This is a genomic window from Dongia sp. agr-C8 (genome assembly GCF_054658695.1).
The window spans coordinates 87107-103958 of sequence record NZ_BAAGHZ010000005.1 but is presented as its reverse complement, the minus strand read 5'-3'; the positions used below and the strand labels follow the sequence as shown (position 1 = coordinate 103958).

17 protein-coding genes are annotated in these 16852 nt (G+C 67.1%); 7 read left to right on the top strand and 10 right to left on the bottom strand.

Features of this window, described 5'->3' with window-relative positions:
* Positions 1–50: 50 nt before the first annotated feature.
* From ACYQ4T_RS24780 to ACYQ4T_RS24755, 6 genes are all read left to right on the top strand, one after another.
* Entirely contained in the window at positions 51–986 is a 936-nt protein-coding gene (locus ACYQ4T_RS24780) for a DUF1289 domain-containing protein (RefSeq protein ID WP_459859303.1), read from the top strand.
* A complete protein-coding gene (locus ACYQ4T_RS24775; protein ID WP_459859302.1) occupies positions 983–1369 on the top strand; it encodes a hypothetical protein in 387 nt (128 codons plus the stop codon). The genes ACYQ4T_RS24780 and ACYQ4T_RS24775 overlap by 4 nt, the downstream gene beginning before the upstream one ends.
* A 42-nt stretch (positions 1370–1411) precedes the next feature.
* Positions 1412–2809 (top strand): PepSY-associated TM helix domain-containing protein, encoded by a 1398-nt coding sequence (locus tag ACYQ4T_RS24770; RefSeq protein ID WP_459859301.1) that lies wholly within the window; start codon positions 1412–1414, stop codon positions 2807–2809.
* A 74-nt stretch (positions 2810–2883) separates the two neighbouring features.
* The gene (locus tag ACYQ4T_RS24765; RefSeq protein ID WP_459859300.1) at positions 2884–3372 is read left to right on the top strand and encodes a copper chaperone PCu(A)C; all 489 of its coding nucleotides are present in this window, start codon (positions 2884–2886) and stop codon (positions 3370–3372) included.
* The gene (locus tag ACYQ4T_RS24760) at positions 3369–3587 is read left to right on the top strand and encodes a hypothetical protein (protein WP_459859299.1); all 219 of its coding nucleotides are present in this window, start codon (positions 3369–3371) and stop codon (positions 3585–3587) included. Before ACYQ4T_RS24765 ends, ACYQ4T_RS24760 begins: the two co-directional genes overlap by 4 nt.
* 39 nt (positions 3588–3626) lie before the next feature.
* Positions 3627–3920, top strand: a complete 294-nt coding sequence (locus tag ACYQ4T_RS24755) for a hypothetical protein (protein WP_459859298.1) — start codon at positions 3627–3629, stop codon at positions 3918–3920.
* A gap of 6 nt (positions 3921–3926) precedes the next feature.
* On the opposite strand, the gene ACYQ4T_RS24750 is transcribed toward ACYQ4T_RS24755, so the two are convergent.
* Complete coding sequence (locus ACYQ4T_RS24750) at positions 3927–6254, bottom strand: Tex family protein (RefSeq protein WP_459859297.1); 2328 nt, start codon at positions 6252–6254, stop codon at positions 3927–3929.
* A 151-nt stretch (positions 6255–6405) separates the two neighbouring features.
* Between ACYQ4T_RS24750 and ACYQ4T_RS24745 the strand changes: the two genes are divergently transcribed.
* Positions 6406–7950, top strand: a complete 1545-nt coding sequence (locus tag ACYQ4T_RS24745; RefSeq protein WP_459859296.1) for a GMC family oxidoreductase — start codon at positions 6406–6408, stop codon at positions 7948–7950.
* A gap of 53 nt (positions 7951–8003) precedes the next feature.
* Here the strand turns inward: ACYQ4T_RS24745 and ACYQ4T_RS24740 are convergent, their stop codons facing one another.
* From ACYQ4T_RS24740 to ACYQ4T_RS24700, 9 genes are all read right to left on the bottom strand, one after another.
* Positions 8004–8876 carry a hypothetical protein gene (locus ACYQ4T_RS24740; RefSeq protein WP_459859295.1) on the bottom strand — a complete coding sequence of 291 codons (873 nt, stop codon included), beginning with the start codon at positions 8874–8876 and terminating at the stop codon, positions 8004–8006.
* 48 nt (positions 8877–8924) lie between these two features.
* Positions 8925–9440: an RNA pyrophosphohydrolase gene (locus ACYQ4T_RS24735; RefSeq protein WP_459859294.1), complete on the bottom strand. Its 516-nt coding sequence runs from the start codon at positions 9438–9440 to the stop codon at positions 8925–8927.
* A gap of 1 nt (position 9441) precedes the next feature.
* Entirely contained in the window at positions 9442–10503 is a 1062-nt protein-coding gene (locus tag ACYQ4T_RS24730) for a divergent polysaccharide deacetylase family protein (protein WP_459859293.1), read from the bottom strand.
* 40 nt (positions 10504–10543) lie between these two features.
* Positions 10544–11998 (bottom strand): S41 family peptidase, encoded by a 1455-nt coding sequence (locus ACYQ4T_RS24725; RefSeq protein WP_459859292.1) that lies wholly within the window; start codon positions 11996–11998, stop codon positions 10544–10546.
* Positions 11999–12012: 14 nt separating this feature from the next.
* Positions 12013–13323 carry a murein hydrolase activator EnvC family protein gene (locus tag ACYQ4T_RS24720; RefSeq protein WP_459859291.1) on the bottom strand — a complete coding sequence of 437 codons (1311 nt, stop codon included), beginning with the start codon at positions 13321–13323 and terminating at the stop codon, positions 12013–12015.
* The gene (gene gpmI / locus ACYQ4T_RS24715) at positions 13313–14902 is read right to left on the bottom strand and encodes a 2,3-bisphosphoglycerate-independent phosphoglycerate mutase (RefSeq protein WP_459859290.1); all 1590 of its coding nucleotides are present in this window, start codon (positions 14900–14902) and stop codon (positions 13313–13315) included. Before gpmI ends, ACYQ4T_RS24720 begins: the two co-directional genes overlap by 11 nt.
* Before the next feature lie 145 nt (positions 14903–15047).
* Positions 15048–15494, bottom strand: coding sequence for a hypothetical protein (locus ACYQ4T_RS24710; protein WP_459859289.1), 447 nt, complete (start codon positions 15492–15494; stop codon positions 15048–15050).
* Between the two features lie 22 nt (positions 15495–15516).
* The gene (rlmH, locus tag ACYQ4T_RS24705) at positions 15517–15984 is read right to left on the bottom strand and encodes a 23S rRNA (pseudouridine(1915)-N(3))-methyltransferase RlmH (protein WP_459859695.1); all 468 of its coding nucleotides are present in this window, start codon (positions 15982–15984) and stop codon (positions 15517–15519) included.
* 98 nt (positions 15985–16082) lie between these two features.
* On the bottom strand, positions 16083–16736 hold the full coding sequence (locus ACYQ4T_RS24700; protein ID WP_459859288.1) for a glutathione S-transferase family protein: 654 nt from the start codon (positions 16734–16736) through the stop codon (positions 16083–16085).
* Positions 16737–16852 lie beyond the last annotated feature (116 nt).

Below are 16852 nucleotides of genomic sequence, written 5' to 3'. Positions count from 1 at the left end.
GGTCAAGATGCGACTCGCGGGCCGGCTTATCAGGCGCTAGGCTGCGCGCCATGAATACCGAGGTCCGACCGATCGGCTCGCCCTGCACCGGCATCTGCACGCTCGACGACGTGAGCGGCTATTGTCTCGGCTGCGCGCGTTCGTCGGCCGAGATCGGCGAATGGTCGAAGGCGGGCAACGAGCGGAAGCGCGCGATCTGGGCCGCGCTGCCGCCGCGCATCGTGCAACTCGGCATCGCCGTCACGCGGCTCCCTTGGCTGCCCGACGAAGTTGCCGGCTTCATCGCCGACACGCTGGTCCGGCGCAGCGGCACCTGGGTGGCCGGCTGCCACGGCGCGAGCGCGGCGTTCATGTTCGACGCCGAGGAGCCGGCCGAAGTCTCGGTCGAGACCGAGCTGCGCGCGGTCACCGCGCGCGGTGCCCTGCGCTTCACGCCGCGCGGCGATCTCCGCGCGCTGCAATGGCGCGATGCAAGCGTCGCGGGCGGGGTGCGGGCGATCCTCGTCGTCATCCCGCGCCCGCGCAACGTTTCCGCGCCGGGATTGCTGCTGACCGATTGCGGTCCCGATGCGGCGGCGATCCAGCCCGCGCATCGCGGCGAGACCTTGTTCGATCTCGGCCTGGGCCGCGATCACATGCGCTTCCTCCTGCGCAGCGCCGATCCGGCGCTCGACGCGGTGCTGCGCGGTGCGACCGGGCTGCCGCCCGAGGCCGTGCTGCGGCGCTGCGGCGGAACCCTGCTGCAGCACAACCCGACCCGCGTGGTCGAAACCCCGCTCGGCCGGATCGAAGTGATGACGCCGATCCCGGCACCCGGCGGCCAGTCGCCGGACGGGCCGCATGCCCATCTGCTGCCCGGGGAGCTCGCCTTGCGGCGCGCGACGCCGGCAGAGGTCGACCTGCCCGAGGCCTATACACTCTGCGCCACCTTCTACCCGTGCAACCCGCCGCAAGACGCTCCCCGCCCCGGGGCCTGCCGCGCATGATCGCACGGTTTCGCCATCACCGGTTTGCGATCGGCCTGATCGCCGCCTATGCGCTGCTGCTGAGCACGCTGCTGCCCGCCTTCGCGGCGGTCGCCGATCCGCTGCAGGCGATGCTCGAGGCGCATCTCTGCGGGCCGAGCGGATCGCAGAACGACGAAGCGCCCGCCAGCCCGGCCGAGCATCAACAGAAATGCCAGCTCTGCGGCCCGAGCTGCGCGATGGGCGGCCATGCGCCGGTCGCGACGCTTGCCGACGGTGGAATCACCGTCGCGCCGCCGGCGACGTCGATGGCCATGCCGCAAGGGCCGGGCGACGCCGACCCTGCACCGCTTTCCCTTTATCCCTCCGACCTCTTCTCCCAAGGGCCACCGCAAGCGGCCTGATCGCCGCTTTGCTTCGTACCCTTCTTTTTTTGGAGATGAGAGATGAATCCCGAACGCACCGGGACCGCGCCCGCCATGGCGCCGTCCCTGCCTATGCTCTATCGCGCGATCTGGCGCTGGCATTTCTATGCCGGCCTCGTCGTCGTGCCCTTCCTGCTGGTCTTCGCCGTCACCGGCCTCATCATGGTCTACGGCAACTCGGTCGAGACTTTCCTCGGAAAGAAATATCACGTCGCCCCCGGCGGCGAGCGGCTGAGCATCGTCGACCAGGCGGCCGCGGCGCAGGCGGCGATCCCCGGCGGCACCACGCGGCTCTTCGTCAGCCCGGCGGAAGACACCCGTTCCAGCGTGTTCCTGGTGAATGCCGACGACAAGGACAACGTCGTCTCGCTCGATCCCCATGACGGCAAGGTGCTGGGCATCATCGTCAAGGACGACACCTGGTTCTACTGGGCCGACCATATCCACGGCACCTTGCTGCTCGGCGATTTCGGCGACCGGCTGCAGGAGATCGCGGCCGGGCTCGGCATCGTGCTGGTGCTGACCGGGTTGTATCTCTGGTGGCCGCGCAACGCGCGCGGCTGGGCCGATGCACTGGTGCCGAACCTTTCGCTGCGCGGCCGCCTGCTGTGGAAGCAGCTGCACATGACCGGCGGCTTCTACTTCTCGATCGTGCTGCTGTTCTTCCTGATCTCCGGCCTGTCCTGGGCGGGAGTCTGGGGCGCGCAGTTCGTGCAGGCCTGGAGCACCTTCCCGGCGGCGAAGTGGGACAATGTCCCGCTTTCCGACGAGACTCATGCCAGCATGAACCACGGCGCCATGAAGGAGGTGCCCTGGGCGCTGGAGCAGACACCGATGCCGGAATCCGGCTCGCAGGCGGGCAAGCAGGGCATCCCGATGGGCATGGTCAATCTCGACAGCGTCGCCGCCTATGCGAAGTCGATCGGCTTCGACGAGCAGTTCCGCATCAACCTGCCGAGCGGGCCGGAAGGCGTCTACACGATCTCCGCGGACTCGATGGATGGCGACACCCATGACCCGATGGGCGATCGCACCGTGCATATCGACCAGTACAGCGGCAAGATCCTGGCCGACGTGCGCTACGCCGATTACAGCCTCGGCGGCAAGGCGATGGCGGTCGGCATCGCCCTGCACCAGGGCAACCTCGGGCTCTGGAACACCATCCTGAACACGGTCTACTGCCTGTTCGTGGTCTTCATGTGCGTCTCGGGCATGGTGATGTGGTGGAAGCGGCGGCCGGCCGGCACGCTCGGCGCGCCGCGCTATCCCAGCGACTACCGGATCCCGCGCGGGATCCTGGTCATCGGCCTCGCGGTCGCGATCGCCTTCCCGCTGACCGGGATCGCGATCGTCGCTTTCGCGGTGATCGATCTCCTGCTGCCCAAGCGGCTGAAGGAAGCGCGGGTTACCGCCGCCTAGCTGGGCGATCGGGCCGCGGCCTTCGCGCCGCGGCCCGCCACTGCACCAAAGCATTTCACGATAGGAGCCATTCGATGATTCGGACGATCACTCAAGCAACCAAGCGCTGCTTCATTCTGGTCCTGCTGCTGCTCGCGGGCGCCGCGGCCGCCCAGGCGGCGGACTTCAAGCTGGGCGACATCACCGTCGCCGCGCCCTGGTCGCGCGCGACGCCGAACGGGGCGGAGGTCGCGGCGGGCTTCATGCAGATCAACAATGCCGGTGCCGCGCCAGACCGGCTGGTCGCCGCCGCCAGCGACATCGCCGGCGTCACCCAGATCCATGAGATGGCCATGAAGGATGGCGTCATGGCGATGCGGGAACTCGCCGGCGGCCTGGAGATTCCCGCCGGCGGCAGCGTCAAGCTGCAGCCGAAATCTTTCCACATCATGTTCATGCAGTTGAAGCATCCGCTGAAGGCGGGCGACTTGGTCGAGGTCGAGCTCAGCTTCGAGAAAGCGGGCAAGCTGAAGATCGAGATGCCGGTCGGCGCCATGGGTGCGAGCCAGGCGCCCCAGCCGTGAGCCTGGAAGCCCCGAAACGGCGGCGGCCGCTCGGCCGTATCCTGCGCGTGCTGGCCGCCGCGGCGATCATCGTCGCGGCGGCCGCCACCATTAGCCTGCATTTCTTCGGCCCGTTGCCGGCAGGGGGCGTCGGGCCAGAAGGCTGGGGAATCAACCGGCCCTCATTCAAGGGTGTATGGCTTTCCGGCGAGGCGGTGAGTCAGGCTGCCCGTTAGGGTGTAGATTAAGGCCCAGGCTGAAACGGAGAGCGGTGCGTGAAGCGGCGGCGGTGGATTGCAATCGGTATCCTGGCGTTGGCCGTGACGGCCTGCACGCCGTCGACCCAGTACGGCGCCATGCAGAGCCATAAGTATATCGGCTCGGCCGTTTTCACGACGCGCGAGGAATGGGGCACGCCGGTCAGCAAGACGCGCTTCCTCAACGGCACGATCTTCTACCAGTTCAGGAAGCCGAACACCGACTGCATGATGTCGGCCTGGGCCAACGATCTCGACATCATCTACCGGGTGGCGATATCCGGCCCGGAAACCTGCGCTGCCGGATCCTGAACGCGGCTATTTCCGTACACCAAATCCCGCCTTGCTGAACGCGGCCGCGAGCGCGCCGTCGGGCGCCTTGGCAGCAGCCGCCTTCGGCTTTTCCGTCATATGCTGGCGGTCGCGCTGGGTCAGCGCCCGATCGCCCGGCCCGGCGGGCCGCTTCATCGCCTCGTCGCTGAGGCGCATGGTGAGGGAGATGCGCTTGCGCTTCTGATCCACCTCCAGCACCTTGACCTTCACGATGTCGCCGGGCTTCACCACCTCGCGCGGATCTTTCACGAAGCGGTCGGCCAGGGCGGAGACGTGGACCAGCCCGTCCTGATGGACGCCGATATCGACGAAGGCGCCGAAATTGGCGACGTTGGTGACCACGCCCTCCAGCAGCATGCCGGGCTGCAGGTCCTTCATCTCCTCGACGCCATCCTTGAAATGCGCGGTCTTGAACTCAGGGCGCGGGTCGCGGCCGGGCTTTTCCAGCTCCTTCAGGATGTCGGTCACGGTCGGCACGCCGAAAGTCTCGTCGGCGAACTGCTCCGGCTGGATGCCGCGCAGCGCGCTGGCATCGCCGATTACCGCCCGGATCTCGGACTTCAAGTGCTTGAGAATCTTGCGGACCAGCGGATAGGCCTCGGGATGCACGCCGGACGAATCCAGCGGATCGGCGCCGTCGCGCACCCGCAGGAAGCCGGCGCATTGCTCGAAGGCCTTCGGCCCGAGCCGGGTCACCTTCAGCAGGTCTTGGCGAGACTGGAACGGGCCGTGCTGGTCGCGATGGGCGACGATGTTCTGCGCCAGGCCCTCGTTGAGGCCCGACACCCGCTCCAGCAGCTTGGCCGAAGCCAGATTCACATCGACGCCGACGGCGTTGACGCAATCCTCGACCACGGCGTCGAGCGACTTCGACAGCTGCGACTGGTTGAGGTCGTGCTGGTACTGGCCGACGCCGATGGATTTCGGGTCGATCTTCACCAGCTCGGCCAGGGGATCCTGCAGCCGCCGGGCGATCGAGACCGCGCCGCGCAGGGTGACGTCCAGCGACGGCAGCTCCTTCGACGCATATTCCGAGGCCGAATAGACCGAGGCGCCCGCTTCCGAGACAACGATCTTGGTCAGCTTCAGCTGCGGGTGCAGCTTGATCAGGTCCGCGGCGAGCTTGTCGGTCTCGCGCGAGGCGGTGCCGTTGCCGATCGCAATCAGCTCGGCATTGTGCCGCGCCGCCAAAGCAGCCAGGATTGCAATCGATTCATCCCACTTCCGCGCCGGTTCGTGCGGATAGATCACCGCCGTCTCCAAAACCTTGCCGGTCGCCGCCACCACCGCGACCTTCACGCCCGTGCGCAGGCCGGGATCGAGGCCGATCGTCGCGCGGCCGCCGGCGGGTGCCGCCATCAGCACATCCTTCAGGTTTCCGGCGAAGACCCGCACCGCCTCGGTCTCGGCGGCCTGGCGCAGCCGCGTCATCAGCTCGACGTCGATCTGCAGCTTCAGCTTCACCCGCCAGGTCCAGCGCACCACTTCCTGCAGCCAGGCATCGGCCGGCCGGTTCTTGTCGATGATGCCGAAGCGCGTGGCGATCGTGCGCTCGCAGGGCCCGAGTTCCTTCCCCTTCGGTTCCTCGTCCAGCACCAGCGACAAGGTCAGGAACTCCTCGTTGCGGCCGCGGAACAAGGCGAGGGCCCGATGCGAGGGGATCTTGGCGATCGGCTCCGAGGCGTCGAAATAATCGGAGAACTTGGCGCCGGCTTCCGCCTTGCCTTCGACCAGCTTCGAAGTGAGCTTGGCATGGCTCCAAACGAAATCGCGCAAGGATCCGACCAGGTCGGCATTCTCGGCGAATCGCTCCATCAGGATCTGCATCGCGCCGTCGAGCGCCGCCTTCACATCGGCGACGCCCTTCTCGGCATCGACGAAGGCGGCGGCCTCGTCTTCCGGCTTCTTGGTGGGATCGCTGAGCAGCAGGTCGGCCAGCGGCTCGAGCCCGGCCTCGCGCGCGATCTGCGCCTTGGTGCGGCGCTTCGGCTTATAGGGCAGGTAGAGATCCTCGAGCCGCGCCTTGGAATCGGCGGCGTCGATCTGCGCCCTCAGCGGCTCGGTGAGCTTGCCCTGTTCCTCGATGCTCTTCAGGATCGCGCCGCGGCGTTCTTCCATCTCGCGCAGGTATTTCAGCCGCTCGTCCAGCGTGCGCAGCTGGGTGTCGTCCAATCCGCCGGTCGCCTCCTTGCGGTAGCGCGCCACGAAGGGAACGGTCGCGCCGCCGTCCAGCAATTCGACGGTGGCGGTGACCTGAGCCTCGCGCACGTTCAGTTCCTGCGCGATGCGGGCGGAGATGGAAAGAAGCGTCAAAGCAACACCCGTAATCTGTGTCGGCGAAATGAGGGTCGCCCTTCTATCGCGACCTCCGATGCGGCTCAAGACGAAAGGCGGGTTGACACCGATGCCGGCTTGATGGACCGCGGAGTCCGGGGCAATCTTATGCCAATCCGCGGGGGGCGCTGTGACGAATATCATCAAGGAGTCCTACGACGTCGTGATCGTCGGCGCCGGAGTCGGCGGCGGCGCGATGGCGAATCGGCTGGCCGAAGCCGGCGCCTCGGTGCTGGTGATCGAGCGCGGCAACTATCTGCCGCGCGAGGCCGACAACTGGTCGGTGAAGGCGGTGTTCCACGAGAAGAAATACACCGCCAAGGAAACCTGGCGCGACCGCAGCGGCAAGCCGTTCAATCCCTCGACCTATTACTATGTCGGCGGCAATTCGAAATTCTTCGGCGCAGCCACGGTGCGCTTCCGCGAGGCGGACTTCGAAGCGCTGCAGCATGAAGGCGGCGTCGCGCCCGCCTGGCCGATCCGCTACGCGGAATTGGCGCCCTATTACGACGTGGCGGAAAGGCTGATGGGCACGCATGGCCTGGCCGGCGCCGATCCGATCGAGCCGCCGCGTTCCGGGCCGATGCCGCATCCGCCGATCGGCCATGAGCCGGTGATCGCGGCGATCGCCGAGAAGCTGCGGGCGAAAGGGCTGCGACCCTTTCCGCTGCCGATCGCGGTCGACCGGCATGACGGCGGCAGCTGCATCCGCTGCGCCACCTGCGACGGATTTGCCTGCAAGCTCGGCGCCAAGAACGATGCGGAGATCCGCCTGATCGGCCCGGCGCTCGCCGGTGGCAAGGTCGATCTCATCCTCGACACCAAGGTCGAGCGGCTGCTGACCGATCCCTCGGGGCGCAAGGTCACCGGCGTCGCGGTCAAGAGCGGCGGCACGCCGCTCACCGTCAAGGGCGGTCTCTTCATCGCCGCCGCGGGCGCCATCAACTCGACTGCCCTGCTGCTGCGCTCGGCCAACGACAAGCATCCGCGCGGCCTCGGCAACAACGCGTCCGACCAGCTCGGCCGCAATTACATGGCGCATAACAACACCGCGATGATGGCGATCAACCCGCTGCGCCGCAATCCGGTGGTGTTCCAGAAGTCGCTCTGCATCAACGACTTCTATCTGGCCAATGCGGTTCGGCCCTATCCTCTGGGCAATGTGCAAGGGCTCGGCAAGCTGCAGGGCGGCATGCTGACCGCTGGCGCGCGCTTCCTGCTGGAATGGCTGATGGATCGCTTCGCCGAACGCTCAGTCGATTGGTGGATCATGTCGGAGGACCTGCCCGATCCCGAGAACCGGGTCTCGCTGGACGGCGACGGGACGATCCGCGTCGTCTACACGCCGAACAACCTGAAGTCCCACAACGAGTTGGTGCGGCATTGGTCGAAACTGATGCGCGCGATCGGCTATCCGATCGTCATCACCCAGAAGATGGACATCACCGTCGCCATGCACCAATGCGGCACCGCGCGCTTCGGCGCCGATCCCGCGACCTCGGTGCTCGATCCCTACTGCAAGGTCTGGGACATGGACAACCTCTACGTCGTGGATGCGTCCTTCCTGCCGAGCTCGACCGGCTTCAACCCGTCGCTGACTGTGGTCGCTCAGGCGGTGCGGGTCGCCGAGCATATCGCCGCCGCGGCGCTGCAGGGGAGCCGCGCGGTCACATAGTCCTCCCGGGAGTTGCTGGTCGGCAACAGCGTGATGCTGACCACGCGCTTGAACTACGGCCGCCAGCAGGGCCCTTCGGCGACGGAGCCGATGTTCACGTAGTCACTGCCCCGGTCGACATGAAAGATCGGCCCGGGAAGCGCATAGCCGATGCCTGCGACACGCCAGTTCGTGCCGTCGGGGGATTTGACCAGCATGCCCACCGCCGATTGCTGCAGGCTCTTATCCAGCGACATGAGCTTGCGCGTCAGCTCTTGGGTGGCGGCCTGCCGGTCGAGGCAGACCGACAAGTAACTCCCCTGGCGGATTTCTACTGGCCAATCCAGCGGCCAGGGCGCGGCGTTGTCTGTCGCTTTATCGGACCCGGTCAGATATATCCGCAGGGTCTGCGGCGACCAGTCGACCGCATCCGGCACCCGGGTGTTGGCCAGCATGTCGCAGGCGTCGCGGAATCGCTTGTCCAGCGCGGCGCGCACCTGTTCATCCAAAGGGTCAGGCGCGCTTCCTTCAAGGCCGGCGCAGGGATGGCCGACGACCGACCATTTCGCATGGTCCTTGCGGGCGGCATCCCAGACCTGCAGCACGGTCCAGCGCCGTTCCGGAAAATCAGCCTTGATGTCTTCGGGCGCGGGGGCTCCGGACAGCATCGCGAAGGTCGCGGCGGCGCGGTCCTTCGCGCCCTCCGGAGAGACGTGCCCTGTCACAACCTGCGCCTCGGCCGTCGGCGTGGCCGCGCGCACGAGCTTCAGCACCTGCCCGTCGTCATAGATCACGATTCTGAGGCCGGCCGGCCAGGCGCTGGCGGGATCGTCCTTGCCCGGCGATTCCCACAGCGACATCATTTCGATCGGCTGTGCCAAGGCGCGCTGCGCGCCGAAAAGGGCGACGAAGCCGGCAAGCGCGATGACAAGGCCTCTCCAGGTCATGAGGGGGCAGCATCGCAAACGACTATGGCTTTCTGAAGGCCGCGGCGGTCACCGCGCCAAGTACCCGAACTCCAGCACCAGCTTCTGATAGAGCGGCCGTTTGAACGGAACGATGAGCTCCGGCACCATGCGGAAATCCGCCCACTTCCATTCCGAGAACTCCGGGTGCTCGCCCGCGATGTCGATCTCGCTCTCCGGGCCGGTGAAGCGGAAGGCGTACCATTTCTGCTCCTGGCCGCGATACTTTCCCTTCCATAAGGTCTTCGCGAGCTCCGGCGGCAGGTCGTAGGTCAGCCAACCCGTGGTTTCGGCGATGAGCTCGGCGCTGGTTACACCGGTCTCCTCGTGCAGCTCACGCCAGGCCGCGTCGAGCGGCGTCTCGCCCTTGTCGATCCCGCCCTGCGGCATCTGCCAGGCGGGGCCGGGGGAATCCAGGCGCTGCGCGACGAACACCTTGCCCTTGGCGTTGAACAGCGCGATGCCGACGCCGCGGCGATAGGGCAGGGCGTCATAGTCCCAAGGCCCGTCTTTCGCTTTCTGCTTCGCTTTGTCCTTGCCCATCATCTCATCTCTGCAACAGCGCGCTGGCCGGCGCCGGAAGCGGATCCGGCGCGCCGAGTTCGCGCAGCCAATCGGCCAGCAGGGTGACCGTGGTCGGCGAGACCGGCGCCACCGCCAGCGCATGTCCCTCTTCTTGCGCGACCTCGGCCGCCGTCGCAAGCTGTCTTGTGATCGCCGCCCGCGACATGCCCAGGTCGAAGGTCACGGTGCTGCGCGCGGCGGCGAGGCCGCTTTCCTGCGCGGCGGGCAGGATCTGGCTCATCGGCTCCCCGCTGGTGTCGATGAAGGCGAGGCCGAGGCGGGCGATTTCGCCGGCCAGGATCGCCGTGGTGCCGTCGTCCAGCAGCAGCGCGTCGCCGCCCGCCCCGGCGAAGCCCAAGACCGCCGGCGCGGAATCGGCGATCGCCTGGAGGCGCCGCGCCGCCTCGCCGGCGTTCAATCCGATCAGGATGCCGTCCGCGCCGAGATCGCGCCGGTCCTTGGATTGCAGCGGCAGGTCGACCAGCGCCTCGTGGCCGAAGGCGCGCGCCGCGGCGATCCACTGGGCGAGGTCCTTCGCCGCGGGGCTGAAGCTCAGCGAGACCTCCGGCGGCAGGCCGGCGATGGCGGCCGCGGTCGCCGCGCGGTCGAGCCCGAGCCCGGTCACCAGCAATCCGATGAGCGGCTTTCCCGCCGGCGCGGCGAACGGCCGGGCGAAGCGGCGCCAGGGCGGCTGGTCGAAGGCGGTGTCCTGGAGCGCGCGGTCGCCCAGCGCCGTGCTCTGCGCCAGCAGATCGGCCGGCGCGAGCGCCGGCCAGCTCTCCGGCGCCGCACCGTCGGTCGCGACCAGCGCCGGCATCTCGGCCAGATCGGCGGCGGCAGGATTCTGGGTCCCGCTGCTGCGCGGCTGCGGCACCGGCGCGAGATCGCCGCCGCTGCTGCTGGCCAGCAGGTAATGAATCTGGTCGGAAATCCGGTCGCCGGCGAAATAGAGTGCGGCCGCGGCGCCGCCCACAACGAGAACGGCCGCCGGCAGAAGCCAGCGGCCGGTTCCTCCGGATTCGCGATCGACGTGAGGCCGCATCATGAAAGCGGCCGGGCGGAACGGGTCCGCCCGGCCGGCATCCTCAGTCGGCGGAACTCGCGCCGTTCTTCACCAGGGCCAGGCCCTGCAGCAGGTCGAGCGCGCGCGCCAGCTGATAGTCCTTCTCCGGATCGGTGATCGCGATCTTCTCCGACCCGACATGCGGCTTCTGCTGCGCCTGGTCGACATTGGTGCCGGGCTGCACGTTGGCCGGCGCCTGGTCCTCTTTCTTCTGCTCGCCGTTCTGGCTCTCCGGCCCGGGCTGGGGGTTGCCCTCCTGGCTGTTGATCTCCGGCGCCTTCTTCTGCGCGTCGTCCGGGTTGGCGAGCGCGCCGCGCAGATCCGCCTCGTGCTTGCCGTTGTCGTCCTGGGTCTCGATCTTCGCGGGCTCGACGATGATGTCCGGATCGATGCCCTTGGCCTGGATCGATCGGCCGCTCGGCGTGTAGTAGCGCGCCGTGGTCAACCGGATGGCGCCGTGGTTCGGGATCGGGATGATCGACTGCACCGAGCCCTTGCCGAACGACTTGGTGCCCATCAGGATCGCGCGGTGATGGTCCTGCAGCGCGCCGGAGACGATCTCCGAGGCCGAGGCGGAGCCGCCGTTGATCAGCACGATCACCGGCTTGCCGTCCAGCAGGTCGCCGGATTCGGCGTTCCAGCGCTGGCCGTCGTCGGGGTTGCGGCCGCGGGTCGAGACGATCTCGCCCTTGTCCAGGAAATCGTCGGAGACCGCGATCGCCTGGTCGAGCAGGCCGCCCGGATTGTTGCGCAAGTCGAGCACCAGCCCGGTCAGGTTGCCCTTGGCGGCGGTCTTGATCGCGGCGATCGCGCTCTTCAGCCCGCTGTCGGTCTGCTCGCTGAAGCTGGTGATGCGGATATAGCCGATGTTGTTGTCCTGCATCTCCCAGCGCACCGACTTCAAGGTGATGACCGCGCGCTTCATGGTGACGTCGAACGGCTCCTGGTTGCCGCGGATCACCGTCACGGTGATCGAGGAGCCGACCTCGCCGCGCATCTTGTCGACCGCCTGGTTGAGGCTCAAGCCCAGCACCGGGTCGCCGTCGATATGCGAAATGAGGTCGTTGGGCTGCATGCCGGCCTTGGCGGCGGGCGTGTCGTCCATCGGCGACACCACCTTGATCAGGCCGTCCTGCATGGTGACCTCGATGCCGAGGCCGCCGAACTCGCCCTTGGTCTGGATCTGCATGTCGCCATAGTCCTTGGCGTTCATGTAGGAGGAGTGCGGGTCGAGGCCGGAGAGCATGCCGTTGATCGCGCTCTCGACCAGCTGGTCGTCCTTCACCGGCTCGACGTAAGACGAGCGGATGCGCTCGAACACTTCGCCGAACAGGTTGAGCTGCTCGTAGGTGTTGGTGTCGCCGGTTTTCTCGGCGGTCACGGACTGCGCCGAGACCAGGTCCGGGCGGAAGGCGAAGGCACCGATCGCCACCCCGCCGATCAGGGCGGCCGTGGCTAGGAGCGAAGTGCGGAACATCGGATCATTGACCTTTATTGTTTGACGGCTTGACTGTCGGTTTTGATTTCTGCGGTGCTGAACCAGGGAACGGGATCGACCGGCTGTCCGTTCCGGCGCAGCTCCAGATAGAGTTTCGGGCGACCGGCCGGCGATAGGTCGCCGCTTCCTTGCGGCGCTCCGACGGGGGCCATGGAGCCCACCGGTTCGCCGGCGAGCAGCCACTGACCGACCACGGCATCGACCCGGTCCAATCCGGCGAGCACAGTATGATACCCGCCGCCATGTTCAATGATCAATATTTGGCCATAGGAGCGGAACGGTCCCTCGAAGGCGATCCGGCCGTCGAACGGCGCCACGATCTGCGCCCCGGGACGGGTTTCCAGCACCAAACCCTTGGAGGCGCCCCCGGTATCCGTGGCATCGCCGAAATGTGTCAGGATCCGCCCGCGGGCCGGGGCGAAAATCGGGTTCTTGGCATCGATCCGCCCGGCATCGGGGAAATTGCGGAAACTGGCCGGCTGCTGCATCCGCTGCGCGCTTGTCGGCGCGGCGCTGCCGGTCCCCGGCGTGACCGAGGCGAGCTGCTGGTCCGTGCCCGGGGGTGAGGCCGCGGGCCCGGTCTCGGCCTTGGCCTTGTTCAAGCGCTCGATCAGATCCTGCAGGTTCTTGGCCTGGCCGGCGAGCTTCTGCAGCTTGGCCTCGGCCGAGGCGCTCTCGGCCAAGGTCGATTTCTGCGCCTGGCCCTTCTTGCGGATCAGGCCGGCGAGCCGGTCATTCTCCTTTGCAAGCTTGGTGACAGCCTTGGCGAGCTGGTCGCGCTCCTGCGCCATCTGCTCGCGCATCTCATGCAACTCGTTGAGGTCGCTCTGCAGGGACCGCGCCCGGGCGTCGAGCTCCGGCGTGATGATGCCGAGCAGCCGCGCGGTGCGCGCCGCGTCGATCGGCGTCTCGGAGGAGAACAGCAGGGCCTCGCGCGGCTGGGTCGAGAGCCGCTGCAAGGCCAGCACCGCCTGGGTCAGCCGCGCGCGCTCCTGCTCCAGTGCCGCCGACTTCTCCTTCTCCTCGTCGGAGAGCGCCGCCAGCGTGTCCTCGAGCTCGGTCACCTGGCTCTCGGTGTCCTGCACGTCATGGGCCGCCTTGACCGCCTCGGCCTGCAGGTCGGCGATCTCCTTGTCGAGCTGTTCGGCCTTGGCCTTCAGCGCCTCCTGCTGCGCCTTGCTCTGCTCGATCTGCTTCTGGATCGCGTCGAGTTCCGTCGGCGCCGGCGTGGTTTGCGCATGGGCATGGGCGCCGAGCAGGCCCAGCGCCGTCGCGATCAGGAGGATGCTGCGCTTATTGGGCACTGGCGCGCAGCGCTTCGTCTTTCGTTTCGTGCAGCAGCGAATGGCCGGTCATTTCCTTCGGCTGGTCCAGGCCCATCAGCTCCAGGATGGTCGGCGCCACGTCCGAGAGCCGGCCGCCGGCGAGCTTCTTGTTGGAGGCCGGCCCGTTCACCAGGATGAAGGGCACCTGGTTCAGGGTATGGGCGGTGTGCGGCTCGCCGGTCTCGGGATCGGTCATCTGCTCGCAATTGCCGTGGTCGGCGGTGATCAGCAGCACGCCGCCTTGTTTCACCACCGCGTCGCGCAGCCGGCCGAGGCTCTTGTCCACCGCCAGCACCGCCTTCTCGGCGGCTTCGAGATTGCCGCTATGGCCGACCATGTCGCCGTTGGCGAAATTGACGACGATGAGGTCGAACGTATCGGCCTCGATCGCCGCCACCAGCTTGTCGGTCACCTCCGGCGCCGACATTTCCGGCTGCAGGTCGTAGGTCGCGACCTTGGGCGAGGGCACCAGGATCCGCTCCTCGCCGGGGAAGAGCGTTTCCTCGCCGCCATTGAAGAAGAAGGTGACATGCGCGTATTTCTCGGTCTCGGCGATGCGCAGCTGCTTCAGCCCAGCCTCGGAGACGATCTGCCCCAGCGTGTGGCGCATCTCCTGCGGCTCGAACAGGCAGGGCATCAGCTTCGCCAGCGCGCTCGAATACTCGACCATGCCCAGAACCGCCGCGAAGCTGACCACGCGTTTCCGCGCGAAATCCTTGAAGCCGGGATCGAGGAAGGCCATCAAAATCTGCCGCGCCCGGTCGGCACGGAAGTTGGCCATGAAGATACCGTCGCCGTCCTGGATGCCGCTGAAGCCGCCGACCAGGGTCGGCTTGATGAACTCGTCGGTCTCCTTGCGCGCATAGCCCGCGGCGACCGCGGCATCCGCGGTCGGCGCCTTGAACTCGGATTCGCCGAGGAAGGCGTTGTAGGCCAGTTCGACCCGTTCCCAGCGCTTGTCGCGGTCCATGCCGTAATAGCGGCCGCCGATGGTGCCGAAAGAGATGTTCTTGTGCCCGGCGATCTTCTTCTCGAAATCGGCGACGAAGCCGCGCGCGCTCGAGGGCGGTGTGTCGCGGCCGTCGGTGAAGCCGTGCACCACCACCTTCACGCCGGCATCGGCAATGATGCGCGCGACCGCCGCCATCTGGTCCTGGTGCGAATGCACGCCGCCCGGTGAGAGCAGGCCCATCATATGGCAGGCACCCCCCTTGGACCCATTGGGGCTGGCCTTGAGCTTGGCGATGAACGCGGCCAGCTCCGGCTTCCTGGCCAGCGAGCCGTCCTCGATGGCGAGATCGATCCGCGGCAGGTCCTGCATCACCACGCGGCCGGCGCCGAGATTCATATGGCCGACCTCGGAATTGCCCATCTGCCCGTGCGGCAGGCCGACATGGAGCTCGGAGGCATCGACCAGGCTCCAGGGGCATTCCTTGATCAGCCGCGCCCAGTTGGCGCCCTTGGCCAGCGCGATCGCGTTGTGGTCGGTCGCCTCGCGATGACCCCATCCGTCCAGGATGCAGAGCACGACGGGTTTGGGGCGGTGAGCGGTGGCCATGCCGGAGCCTCGGTCAAGTCTGGGAGGACATATATGGTGTCAGTGATAACCGGGTTCGAGGGCGCTCGCCAGCGCTTTTGAGGCGCCTCAAGCCGTTGAATCGGCCCGGAAATATTGCCGAAATGCGGCGGGATTGGGGCGTCGGTTACAGCAGGTCGATCGGCCGGATTCCCTTGGCGTGGCCGCGAATGGGCCGCATCGCCATGTCCGGCGCGTCCAAGTCGCCCGCCGGGAGCCACCATGCCGACAACGTGCCGTCGGTCTCGATCTTGATCCGAAGCGGCGCCTGCTGGCCGTCGTCAAATTCGATAGCTCTTTCCCAGCCGGGCCATGGAATCCTCCCGGTCTCGCTGCGGTAGGAGGCCGCGTTCGGGTCCGAGGAGTCGAGCGGGCCCCAGGTCTCATAGAGGGCCGTGCTGTCTTGATAGAGGGTCAGCACGACGGTTCTCTGGAACGCGCCCTGACTCTGCCATTCCCAGGACATGGCGTTGCTCGCCTGCACCGGCACGCGCGGCGGATCGCCTGGCTGGGCACAGGCGGCCAGCAGCAGGCAGGCGATCGCGAACAATGCCGAAATGAAATGCTTCCCCATCGCCGGAAATTCTACCAGCGGTTCAGGCGCGATGGTAGGGGTGCCCGCTCAAGATCGCCTGGGCGCGGAACAGCTGCTCGGCCAGCATGGCGCGGACCATCATATGCGGCCAGGTCATCGCGCCCAGCGAGAGCTTCAGGTCGGCACGCTCCAACACCGCCTGGCCATGCCCGTCGGCGCCGCCGATCAGGAACGCGATCTCGCCGGCGCCGTCATCCTCGAAGCGTTGCAGCCGCGCCGCGAAATCGCGGCTGCCGAGCGGCTTGCCGCGCTCGTCGAGTACGACCACCGCGCGCTTGGCCTTGCTCTCGTCGAGGGCGCCGAGCAGCAGCTCCGCCTCGCGCGCCTTCAGCTCGGCCGAGGAGAGCGGCCGCTTCTCCTCGACCTCCTTCAAGACAATCGCCGGCTTCACCCGCGCCGCGTAATGCTCGTAGAGCGCCTGCTCCGGCCCGGCCTTGATGCGGCCGACAGCGATGATGCGGAATTTCACTTCAATCACCGTCATGCCCGGGCTTGACTCGGGCATCTCTCTCCAGTGCGAACTCCCCACGAGATCCGCGGGTCAAGCCCGCGGATGACGATCCCTTGTCAAAACTCAACTTCCAGCTCCTGCAGCTCCTCCGGCTCGGTCCAGGCCGCCGTCGTCCATTCCACCATCTGCGGCAGAGCGAGGATGCGTTTGGCATAAGCGTCGCAATCTGCATCGAGCTTCACGTCATAGGTATGGAACCGCGCGCAGACCGGCGCGTACATCGCATCGGCCACAGTGATCGCATCGCCGAACAGATAGGGCCCGCCATAGGCCGAGAGACATTCGCGCCAGATCGCGGTGACGCGGTCGATGTCGCCCTGTGCGCCGGCCCAGAGCTTGAAGCCCTGGTGCCGCGCCTTCAGGTTCATCGGCAGCGAGCCGCGGAGATTGGCGAAGCCGGAATGCATCTCGCCGGAGATCGCGCGGCAATGCGCGCGCGCCTTGCGGTCCGCGGGCAGCAGGCCGGCATTCGGGAAGGTCTCGTTGAGATATTCCGCAATGGCCAAGGTGTCCCAGACCTTGATCCCGTCATGCTCCAGCGCCGGCACCAGGAAGGAGGGCGAGAGCAGCAGCAGCTCGGCGCGGGTCGCGGGGTCATCCGACGAGACCCGCTTCTCCTCGAAATCGAGCCCCGCCAGCCGGCAGAGCAGCCAGCCGCGGAGCGACCAGGAGGAGTAGTTCTTGCTGCTGATGGTCAGCGTCGCCGTCATGCCGAATTCCCCATTTCATCCTTAATCACGATGCCGGATTAAGCTTCTCGCAGTGCAGCAACAAATGCACTAGGCTTCGTGTTAACGGAGCGGGATTTCGAGTCTGCGGGGGTTGC